We start from the raw sequence: 10,362 nt of genomic DNA, 5'->3' as shown, positions 1-10,362 counted from the left end.
CTCCTGTAGGCCGACCAGCGGGGTGCCGTGGGTGAGGGCACTGGGGACGGCCAGCTTGTGGAGTTGTTACGCGGAGCGGGGAGGTCAGATCCCCATCGGGTGCCAGACCGTCTTCGTCTCCAGGAACGAGAGTAGCCGGTCCGTACCGGGCGCATTGGTCCAGTCCTGGGCGAACGGGTCCAGCACCGGACGGACTACCCTCTTCAGGGTATCCGCGGCGGCCGCTTCCAGCGGTTGCGGCGCGCCGGGACCGTCGACGGCGATGGCCCCGGTGAGGTCCAGCGCGTTGACGTCCTGGTGCGAGGCCAGGGTGGGGGCGATGTCCGCCGTCCGGCCCGAGACGATGTTGACCACGCCGCCCGGGACGTCCGAGGTGGCCAGCACCTCGCCCAGCGACAGCGCGGGCAGCGGGGCGTCCGCGGCGGCCGCGACCACGACCGTGTTGCCGGTGGCGATCGCCGGGGCGATCACCGAGACCAGGCCGAGCAGCGAGTGCCCGTACCCGGCCTGCGGGGCGACGATCCCGACCACGCCGGTCGGCTCCGGGGTGGAGAGGTTGAAGAACGGCCCGGCGACCGGGTTGGCGCCGCCCGCGATCTGGGCGACCTTGTCGGTCCAGCCCGCGTACCAGACCCAGCGGTCGATCGCGGCGTCCACCAGTGCGGCGGCCTTCTTCGGGCCGATGCCTTCGGAGACGGCCACCTCGGCGGCGAACTGCTCGCGCCGGCCCTGGAGCATCTCGGCCACCCGGTACAGCACCTGGCCGCGGTTGTACGCGGTGGTGCCGGACCAGCCCTTGACCGCCTTGCGGGCGGCCACGACGGCGTCGCGGGCGTCCTTGCGGGTGCCCAGTGGGACGTTGGCGAGCCACTCGCCCTTTGCGTCGGTCACCTCGTACACCCGCCCGCTCTCGGAGCGCGGGAACTTCCCGCCGACGTACAGCTTGTAGGTCTTGAGGACGTCAAGACGCTGGAAGGTCGTGTCAGACATCTCAGGCCTCGACATTCAGGTAGGGCTCCAGACCGTGGCGGCCACCCTCGCGGCCGTAGCCCGACTCCTTGTATCCGCCGAACGGCGAGGTGGGGTCGAACTTGTTGAAGGTGTTGGCCCAGACCACGCCGGCCCGGAGCCGGTTGGCCATCCAGAGGATGCGCGAGCCCTTCTCCGTCCAGATGCCGGCGGAGAGGCCGAACGGGGTGTTGTTGGCCTTCTCGACCGCCTCGGCGGGGGTGCGGAAGGTCAGCACCGACAGGACCGGGCCGAAGATCTCCTCCTGGGCGATCCGGTGGGCCTGGCTCACGCCGGTGAACAGGGTCGGCTTGAACCAGAAGCCGGTGCCCGGGAGTTCGCACGCCGGAGACCAGCGCTCGGCGCCCTCGGCCTCGCCGGCCTCGGTCAGCGCGGTGATCCGGGCCAGCTGCTCGGCCGAGTTGATGGCGCCGATGTCGGTGTTCTTGTCCAGCGGGTCGCCGACCCGCAGGGTGGCCATCCGGCGCTTCAGGGCGTCCAGCAGCTCGTCCTGGATCGACTCCTGGACCAGCAGGCGCGAACCCGCGCAGCAGACGTGGCCCTGGTTGAAGAAGATGCCGTTGACGATGCCCTCGACCGCCTGGTCGATCGGCGCGTCGTCGAAGACGATGTTCGCGGCCTTGCCGCCCAGCTCCAGCGAGAGCTTCTTGCGGGTGCCGGCCAGCTGCTTGGCGATGGCGCGGCCGACCGGGGTGGAGCCGGTGAACGCGACCTTGTTGACGTCCGGGTGGGAGGTCAGCGCGGCGCCGGTGCGGCCGTCACCGGTGACGATGTTGACGACGCCCTTCGGCAGACCGGCCTGGCGGCAGATCTCGGCGAAGCGCAGCGCGGTCAGCGGGGTGGTCTCGGCCGGCTTCAGGACGACCGTGTTGCCGGTCGCCAGCGCGGGCGCGATCTTCCACGCCAGCATCAGCAGCGGGAAGTTCCACGGGATGACCTGGCCGGCCACGCCCAGCGGCTTCGGGTTCGGGCCGAAGCCGGCGAAGTCCAGCTTGTCCGCCCAGCCCGCGTAGTAGAAGAAGTGGGCGGCGACCAGCGGCAGGTCGACGTCGCGGGTCTCGCGGATCGGCTTGCCGTTGTCGATCGACTCCAGCACGGCCAGCTCGCGGCTGCGCTCCTGGATGATCCGGGCGATCCGGAACAGGTACTTGGCGCGCTCGCTGCCGGGCAGCGCCGACCAGTCGGCGAAGGCCTTGCGGGCGGCGGCGACCGCGCGGTCCACGTCCTCCTCGGTGCCCTGGGCGAACTCGGCGAGCACCTGCTCGGTGGCCGGGTTGACCGTCTTCAGGGCCTCGTTGCCGGAGGAGTCGACGAACTCGCCGCCGATGAAGTGGCCGTAGGAGGTGGCGATGTCGCCCGCGGCGGCGGGGGACTCCGGGGCCGGGGCGTAGGCGAAGAGGCCGCCGGCGGGCTTGGCCACGGGCTCCTCGGTGTTCTTCTTCTTGGCCATGGTGATCAGTCCACCGTCACGTAGTCGGGGCCGGAGTAGCGGCCGGTGGCCAGCTTCTGGCGCTGCATCAGCAGGTCGTTGAGCAGGCTGGAGGCGCCGAAGCGGAACCAGTGCGGGGTCAGCCAGTCGTCGCCGAGGGTCTCGTTGACCATCACCAGGTACTTCATGGCGTCCTTGGTGGTGCGGATGCCGCCGGCGGGCTTGACGCCGACCTGGACGCCGGTGGCCGCGCGGAAGTCGCGGACCGCCTCCAGCATCAGCAGGGTGACCGGCGGGGTCGCGTTGACGGCGACCTTGCCGGTGGAGGTCTTGATGAAGTCGGCGCCGGCCAGCATCGCCAGCCAGGAGACCCGGCGGACGTTGTCGTAGGTCTGGAGCTCGCCGGTCTCGAAGATCACCTTGAGGTGGGCGGAGCTGCCGTCGGGGCGCTCGCACGCCTCCTTGACGGCCGTGATCTCGTGGAAGACGTCGAGGTAGCGGCCGGAGAGGAAGGCGCCGCGGTCGATCACCATGTCGATCTCGTCGGCGCCCGCGGCCACCGCGTCGGCGGTGTCGGCGAGCTTGACCGGGAGGGCGGCGCGGCCGGCCGGGAAGGCGGTGGCCACCGAGGCGACCTGGATGTCGGTGCCCTTCAGGGCGGCCTTCGCGGTGGCGACCATGTCCGGATAGACACAGATGGCGGCGACGCGGGGGGTGTTCGGGTCGGTCGGGTCGGGAGTCCTGCCCTTGGCGCACAGCGCGCGCACCTTGCCGACCGTGTCCGCGCCCTCCAGCGTGGTCAGGTCGATCATCGAGATCGCCAGGTCGATGGCGTACGCCTTCGCCGTGGTCTTGATCGAGCGGGTACCGAGAGCGGCGGCACGCGCCTCCAGGCCGACCTGGTCGACGCCGGGCAGGCCGTGCAGGAATCGGCGGAGCGAGGCCTCGGACGCCGCAACGTCCTGAAGGCCGCTGCCCGCAACGCCGGGGGCATTGGCTGCAACAGTGGACATAGTCACCAGGGCAGCATATCTACGCGCGTAGCAAACCGCTAGGGCGCTCGCCATTCGTGGCCGGACCGAGACCTCGGGGTGAGGGGCATGGGGCAGAATCGACGTCATGACCGATTCCGACGGCAAGCCCCACCAGGGCCCCGCCGCCCCCGACGGGGAGCCCGAGTACGCCGACCGCGTGTACCGCTCTGTCCCCGGTGTGATCTCCGGAGTGCTGCTGCTGGTCGTGGCGGCCTGGCTGATCGGCGACGCGGTGGTGAGCGGGACCGGGAAGACCCCGTACGTCTCGCTCGCGGCGGTGCCGGTGTTCGCCTTCCCGGTGATCGCGTACACGCTGCGCCCGGCCGTGACGGCCGGCCGCGACCGGCTGGTGGTGCGCAACCCGTGGCGGACCGTCGTCGCGCCGTGGGCCTCGGTGGACGCGCTGCGCGCCGGGTACTCGGTCGAGCTGCTCGCCGGCGGGAAGAAGTTCCAGCTCTGGGCCGTGCCGGTGTCGCTGCGGCAGCGCAAGCGGGCCACCCGGGCGCAGAGCCCCAGCGCCGCCGAGCACGCCTCCAGGACTGGCCTGGGGCTGGGCATGGCCAAGCGGACCAACCCGGTCGTCCAGGGCTCGCCCGACCCCACCCGCGCCTGGTCCGACCAGGTCACCGCCGTCCTCCAGGAGACGGCCGAGCGCAACGCCGCCCGACCCTCCGCCACCGGCCCGGTCGAGGTCCGCTGGTGCTGGTGGGTCATCGCCCCCACCCTGGCCGGCCTGATCGCGCTGATCACCGTCATCGCGGTCTGACCCCGCCGACCGCACGAAGGGGCCCGCCGGTCACGACCGGCGGGCCCCTTCACGTGTGCGCGGACGTCAGGCGGTGATGCCGGCGGCCTCGGCGAGGTCGTGCTTGACGGTGGCGAGGAGGGCGGCGGCACGCTCGCGGGCGGGACCGAGGTCGGCCGCGGAGGCGACCGGGAGGACGACCTCCAGGTAGCACTTGAGCTTGGGCTCGGTGCCCGAGGGGCGGACCACGATGCGGGCGGAGCGGACGCCCTCGCCGGCCAGGTAGTAGCGCAGCCCGTCGGTGGGCGGCAGGTCCGCGGAGCCGGCCGACAGGTCGTCGGCGCGGGTGACCCGCAGACCGGCCAGGACGGTCGGCGGCTGCTCGCGCAGCCGGCGCATGGCGTCGGCGATCAGCGTGAGGTCCTTGACCCGGACGGAGAGCTGGTCGGTGGCGTGCAGGCCGTGCTCCAGCGCCAGGTCGTCCAGCAGGTCGGCGAGGGTGCGGCCGGACTTCTTGAGCGTGGCGGCCAGCTCGGCGACCAGCAGGGCGGCGGTGATGCCGTCCTTGTCCCGGACGCCCTGCGGGTCGACGCAGTAGCCGAGCGCCTCCTCGTAGCCGTAGCGCAGGCCCTCGGCGCGGGAGAGCCACTTGAAGCCGGTCAGGGTCTCGGCGTAGCCCAGCCCCGCCGCCTCGGCGATCCGGCCGAGCAGGGTGGCGGAGACGATGGTGGTGGCGAAGGTGCCCTCGGCCTTCTTCGCGACCAGGGCCGAGCCGAGCAGCGCGCCGACCTCGTCGCCGCGCAGCATCCGCCAGCCGGCCGCGCCGGCGCCGCCGCCGGCCGCGTTGCCGTTGGCGGGGACGGCCACCGCGCAGCGGTCGGCGTCCGGGTCGTTGGCGATCACGATGTCCGGGCCGACGGTGGCGGCGGTGCGGAAGGCGAGGTCCATCGCCCCCGGCTCCTCCGGGTTGGGGAAGGCCACGGTCGGGAAGTCCGGGTCGGGCTCGGCCTGCTCGGCGACCACGGTGGGCGCGGGGAAGCCCGCCCGGCGGAACGCGGCGACCAGGGTGTCACGGCCGACGCCGTGCATCGGGGTGTAGACCACCTCCAGGTCGCGCGGGCCGTGCTCGTCGACGATGGAGACGGCCCGGGTCAGGTAGGCCTCGACGACCTCCTCGCCGAGCACCTCCCAGCCCTCCTCGGCGCGCGGGACCTCGTCCAGCGAGCCGATCGCGTCGATCTCGGCGGCGATCCCGGCGTCGGCCGGCGGGACGATCTGCGAGCCGTCGCCCAGGTAGACCTTGTAGCCGTTGTCCTGCGGCGGGTTGTGGCTGGCGGTGACGGTGACGCCGGCGGCCGCGCCCAGGTGGCGGACGGCGAAGGCGAGCACCGGGGTCGGCAGCGGGCGCGGCAGCAGCGCGGCGCGCAGGCCGGCGCCGACCACCACGGCGGCGGTGTCGCGGGCGAAGTCGTAGGACTTGTGGCGGGCGTCGTAGCCGATGACGACCAGGTCGCCCAGGCCCTGCTGCTTGACGTAGGCGACCAGGCCGGCGGCGGCCCGGATCACCACGGCGCGGTTCATCCGCATCGGGCCGGCGCCGAGTTCGCCGCGCAGGCCGGCGGTGCCGAACTGGAGCCGGTCGGAGAACCGCTCGGAGAGGTCCGACCAGGCGAGCTTGGCGTCGGTCTCGGCCTCCGGGCCCTCGGCCAGGGCCAGCAGCGCGGCGAGCTCCTCGCGGGTCTGCGGGTCGGGGTCCTCGGCCAGCCAGGTCCGGGCCCGGGCGAGGAGATCGGGGTTGAGTGCCTGCGTCATGCCAGCTCCATCGGGAAGTGCGTCGGTGTGTCGGCCGGAGGTTCCGCGGTTGATCGGGAGGAGGGTTTCCGCTGTGACCGGAGGGTTCCGCAAGGAAAGGGGTCGCGCATGCGGACGGGGCCCACGGGAGGGCGTGATCAGCGGATCACGCCGCCCGTGGGCCCCGTCGGTCATGATTCTGCGCCTGGTGGGCGTCAGATCCGCTCAAGGACCTTCGCCAGCAGTTCGCCCATGCGCTCGGCGGAGGCCTTGCCGGCCTCCAGCACCTCGGCGTGGTTGAGCGGCTCGCCGGTCATGCCGGCGGCCAGGTTGGTGACCAGGGAGATGCCGAGCACCTCGGCGCCGGCCTCGCGGGCGGCGATGGCCTCCAGGGTGGTGGACATGCCGACCAGCTCGCCGCCGATCACCCGGGCCATGTTGACCTCGGCCGGGGTCTCGTAGTGCGGGCCGCGGAACTGGACGTAGACGGCCTCGTCCAGGGACGGGTCGACCTCGCGGCAGAGCGCGCGCAGGCGCTTGGAGTACAGGTCGGTGAGGTCGACGAAGTTGGCGCCGACGATCGGGGAGTCCGCGGTCAGGTTGATGTGGTCGCTGATCAGGACCGGCTGGCCCGGGGTCCAGCCCTGGCGCAGACCGCCGCAGCCGTTGGTCAGCACGATGATGCCGCAGCCGGCCGCGGCGGCGGTGCGCACGCCGTGGACGACGGTGGCGACGCCGTGGCCCTCGTAGTAGTGGTTGCGGCCGAGGAAGATCAGGGCGCGCTTGTCGCCGATCTTCACCGAGCGGATCGTGCCGGCGTGGCCGGCGACGGCGGGGGCGGGGAAGCCAGGGAGCTCGGTGACCGGGAACTCGGCCACGGTCTCGCCCAGGGCATCGGCGGCCGGCACCCAGCCGGAGCCCATCACCAGGGCGACGTCGTGCCGCTCGGCACCGGTCAGCTCGCGCAGGCGCTCGGCGGCGGCCTGGGCGGCGGCGTAGGGGTCGGCGGAGACGACCGACTGAGGAGAAGCGTTCACGGGTCCGAGGATAGACGGGAATCGGCTACGCGCGTAGAAATTCCGCCGCGGCATGCCGGATCGTTACCCGGATGACCCGAAAACACAGCTCGGCGGTGGTTCCGGGCCGCCCGGTTCGTCGGTTCCCCCACAGACGGCGCTCCGCACCCTCCGTACCCGCACGCCCGGCGCGCGGCCCGCAGGCGCACGGAGCCCCGGGAATCCCTCAGCAGGGGCGGCGGCGCAGGTCCATCACGTAGTCGTGCGGGGCGCCGGCGCTCTCCGCGGCGTCGGCGATCAGGCCGAGGTAGCGGGCCGCGGGCAGGCCGCCCTCGTAGTCGTTGAGCACGTACGTCCAGACCGGGATGTCCCCGTCCAGGGTCTGCGCGCGCAGCTTGATCTTGCGGTAGATGCCGAGCTGGACGCCCTCCCAGCGGTCCAGGCCCTCCTCGTCCATGGGCGCGACGTCGTACAGCGAGACGAAGACCTGGTCCTTCTCGTCCTCGACCACGGTGGCCAGCGAGCCTTCCCAGCCGAGCTGCTCGCCGCCGAAGGTGAGCCGCCAACCGGCTAGCCACCCCGTGCCGCGCAGCGGGGAGTGCGGGGCTCGGCGGGTCATCTGCCGGGCATCGAGGTTGGTGGCATACGCGGCGTAAAGGGGCATGGGGGCCAGCGTAGCCCGGGCGGCGGGCGGGCCGGGGCTACTGGACGAACGTACGGGAGCCCGGACCCCGGCGTGGCGGCCGTCCCGGCGTGCGGGACAATGGGGAGCGTGACTCGGATCGTGATCATCGGTGGCGGACCCGGCGGCTACGAGGCGGCGCTGGTGGCCGCTCAGCTCGGCGCGGAGGTGACCGTCGTCGACCGCGACGGTCTGGGCGGATCGGCGGTGCTCACGGACTGCGTTCCGTCGAAGACCCTGATCGCGACCGCGGAGGTGATGACCACCTTCGACAGCTCGTACGAGGAGCTGGGCATCCTGGTCGCGGACGACACTCCGCCGGTCGAGCAGGCGGCCCGGGTCATCGGCGTGGACCTGGGCAAGGTCAACCGCCGTGTGAAGCGCCTGGCCATCGCGCAGTCCCACGACATCACCCAGTCCGTCACCCGGGCCGGCGTCACCGTGCTGCGCGGCCGCGGCCGGCTCGGCGCCGGTGGGCAGGCCGCGGACGGCTCCCGCGAGGTGCTGGTGGACGCGCCCGACGGCACCGTGCAGTCGCTGCGCGCCGACGCCGTGCTGATCGCCACCGGCGCCCACCCGCGCGAGCTGCCGGACGCCCAGCCGGACGGCGAGCGGATCCTCACCTGGACCCAGGTGTACGACCTGGAGGAGCTGCCCCGCGAGCTGATCGTGGTCGGCTCCGGCGTGACCGGCGCCGAGTTCGCCGGCGCCTACCAGGCGCTCGGCTCCAAGGTGACCCTGGTCTCCAGCCGCGACCGGGTGCTGCCGGGCGAGGACCCGGACGCCGCCGAGGTGCTGGAGGACGTCTTCCGCCGCCGCGGCATGAACGTGATGGGTCGCTCGCGCGCCGAGAGCGTCAAGCGGATCGGCGACCGGGTCGAGGTCATGCTGGCCGACGGCAAGGTGATCGAGGGCACCCACTGCCTGATGGCGGTCGGCTCGATCCCCAACACCTCCGAGATGGGTCTGGAGGAGGCCGGGGTCAAGCTCAACGACTGGGGCCAGATCCAGGTCGACCGGGTCTCCCGCACCAGCGCCCCCGGCGTGTACGCGGCCGGCGACTGCACCGGCGTCTTCATGCTCGCCTCGGTGGCGGCCATGCAGGGCCGGATCGCGATGTACCACGCGCTCGGCGACGCGGTGCAGCCGCTGAACCTCAAGACCGTGGCCTCCAACGTCTTCACCGACCCGGAGATCGCCACCGTCGGCTACACGGCGGCCGACGTGGAGTGCGGCAAGATGGACGCCGTCGTGGTCAAGCTCCCGCTGCGCGGCAACCCGCGGGCGAAGATGCAGGGCATCCGGGACGGCTTCGTGAAGCTGTTCTGCCGCCCGGGCACCGGCATCGTGGTCGGCGGCGTGGTCGTCGCCCCGCGGGCCAGCGAGCTGATCCACTCGATCTCGCTCGCGGTGGACGCCAATCTGACGGTCGAACAGGTGGCCAGCGCCTTCACCGTCTACCCGTCCGTCTCCGGTTCGACCGCCGAGGCCGCCCGGCAGCTGCACATCCGCAAGCGGGCCGACGGCGAATCCTGAGCGTCCGGCGCACAGTTGAGGGCGGTCGCCGATCGGCGGCCGCCCTTCGCGCGGGCATGGCCGTCACCCGGACGGCGGGCGCGGTTCCGGGGGCATGGGCGGCGCGTATTCTACGGTCACGCGCCGCTCGTGCGTGAGCAATTCCCGCTACTAGCTGCAAACGCCTGAAAGCAGACGGTCACGCAGGTTACCGTCGGTTCTGTGTTTGCAGCAGAACGTCGCCAGTTGATCCTCGAAATGGTGCGCGCCAACGGAGCCGTCTCGCTCCGGGAATTGGCCCGCGTCGTCCAGACCTCCGAAGTGACCGTGCGCCGTGACGTGCGGGCGCTGGAGGCAGAAGGGCTCCTCGACCGCCGGCACGGCGGCGCGGTGCTCCCCGGCGGCTTCAGCCGCGAACCCGGATACCCGCAGAAGACCCACCTGTCCGCGGCGGAGAAGAGCGCCATCGCGGACCTCGCCGCCGGCCTGGTGGAGGAGGGCGACGCGGTGGTGGTCGGCGCCGGCACCACCACCCAGGAGCTGGCCCGCAGACTGGCCCGGGTGCCCGGGCTGACGGTGGTCACCAACTCGCTGCTGGTCGCCCAGGCGCTGGCGCACGCCAACCGGGTTGAAGTGGTGATGACCGGCGGCACCCTGCGCGGCTCCAACTACGCGCTGGTGGGCAGCGGCGCGGAGCAGTCCCTGCAGGGGCTGAGGGTCACCAAGGCCTTCATCTCCGGCAGCGGGCTGACGGCCGAGCGCGGGCTGTCGACGGCGAACATGCTGTCCGCGAGCGTGGACCGGGCCATGGTGCTGGCGGCCGCCGAGGTGATCGTCCTCGCCGACCACACCAAGCTCGGCGCGGCCGGCATGTTCCAGACCGTCGCCACCGAGACCATCACCCGGCTGGTCACCGACGAGCAGGCCACCGCGGACGACGCCACCGTCCGCGAACTGGACGCGCTCGCCGACTGCGGGGTGCAGGTCGACCTGGCCCCGCTGGGCGCGGGCCCGAGCGGCGACGCCCCGGTGCACGGCACCGGCAGCGGCCCGGTGCACCAGACCCAGCCCGGCCCGATGGCCCGCCGCGGCGGCCCGCCCCCCGGCGGCGCCCCGCTGCC

Annotated in this window: 9 protein-coding genes; 3 read left to right on the top strand and 6 right to left on the bottom strand. The window is 72.7% G+C overall.

The genetic code is table 11. The features are described 5' to 3' along the window. Positions 1-84: 84 nt before the first annotated feature. Genes ACIQOV_RS11210 through deoC form a run of 3 tightly spaced genes read right to left on the bottom strand, consistent with a single transcriptional unit; the run spans position 85 to position 3,471 of the window. Positions 85-990, bottom strand: coding sequence for an aldehyde dehydrogenase family protein (locus ACIQOV_RS11210; RefSeq protein ID WP_387736332.1), 906 nt, complete (start codon positions 988-990; stop codon positions 85-87). Between the two features lies 1 nt (position 991). Continuing rightward, positions 992-2,479 carry an aldehyde dehydrogenase family protein gene (locus tag ACIQOV_RS11205; RefSeq protein WP_359906054.1) on the bottom strand — a complete coding sequence of 496 codons (1,488 nt, stop codon included), beginning with the start codon at positions 2,477-2,479 and terminating at the stop codon, positions 992-994. 5 nt (positions 2,480-2,484) lie between these two features. Next, positions 2,485-3,471 carry a deoxyribose-phosphate aldolase gene (gene deoC / locus ACIQOV_RS11200; RefSeq protein ID WP_401047404.1) on the bottom strand — a complete coding sequence of 329 codons (987 nt, stop codon included), beginning with the start codon at positions 3,469-3,471 and terminating at the stop codon, positions 2,485-2,487. Positions 3,472-3,577: 106 nt separating this feature from the next. Here deoC and ACIQOV_RS11195 point away from each other — a divergent pair, with 106 nt between their 5' ends. Next, positions 3,578-4,258, top strand: coding sequence for a PH domain-containing protein (locus ACIQOV_RS11195; protein ID WP_359906059.1), 681 nt, complete (start codon positions 3,578-3,580; stop codon positions 4,256-4,258). Positions 4,259-4,324: 66 nt separating this feature from the next. Here ACIQOV_RS11195 and ACIQOV_RS11190 read toward each other — a convergent pair whose 3' ends face one another. The 3 genes from ACIQOV_RS11190 to ACIQOV_RS11180 form a co-directional block, all read right to left on the bottom strand. Further along, complete coding sequence (locus ACIQOV_RS11190) at positions 4,325-6,049, bottom strand: phospho-sugar mutase (protein ID WP_401047401.1); 1,725 nt, start codon at positions 6,047-6,049, stop codon at positions 4,325-4,327. 194 nt (positions 6,050-6,243) lie between these two features. Next, entirely contained in the window at positions 6,244-7,065 is an 822-nt protein-coding gene (locus ACIQOV_RS11185) for a purine-nucleoside phosphorylase (protein WP_359906064.1), read from the bottom strand. Between the two features lie 205 nt (positions 7,066-7,270). Next, positions 7,271-7,708, bottom strand: coding sequence for a gamma-glutamylcyclotransferase (locus ACIQOV_RS11180; RefSeq protein ID WP_224284955.1), 438 nt, complete (start codon positions 7,706-7,708; stop codon positions 7,271-7,273). Positions 7,709-7,807: 99 nt separating this feature from the next. Here ACIQOV_RS11180 and ACIQOV_RS11175 point away from each other — a divergent pair, with 99 nt between their 5' ends. Together ACIQOV_RS11175 and ACIQOV_RS11170 are read left to right on the top strand one after the other, a co-directional pair. After that, the gene (locus tag ACIQOV_RS11175) at positions 7,808-9,262 is read left to right on the top strand and encodes an NAD(P)H-quinone dehydrogenase (protein ID WP_401047397.1); all 1,455 of its coding nucleotides are present in this window, start codon (positions 7,808-7,810) and stop codon (positions 9,260-9,262) included. A gap of 201 nt (positions 9,263-9,463) precedes the next feature. After that, positions 9,464-10,362, top strand: an 899-nt coding sequence (locus tag ACIQOV_RS11170; RefSeq protein WP_401047395.1) for a DeoR/GlpR family DNA-binding transcription regulator, incomplete at its 3' end; no start/stop codon positions are given.

Origin of the sequence: Kitasatospora sp. NPDC091257 (genome assembly GCF_044757675.1) — a bacterium.
Lineage (GTDB): Bacteria > Actinomycetota > Actinomycetes > Streptomycetales > Streptomycetaceae > Kitasatospora > Kitasatospora lactacystinica.
Note: the sequence above shows the minus strand (reverse complement) of the source record. Positions and strands in the feature narration are given on the sequence as shown.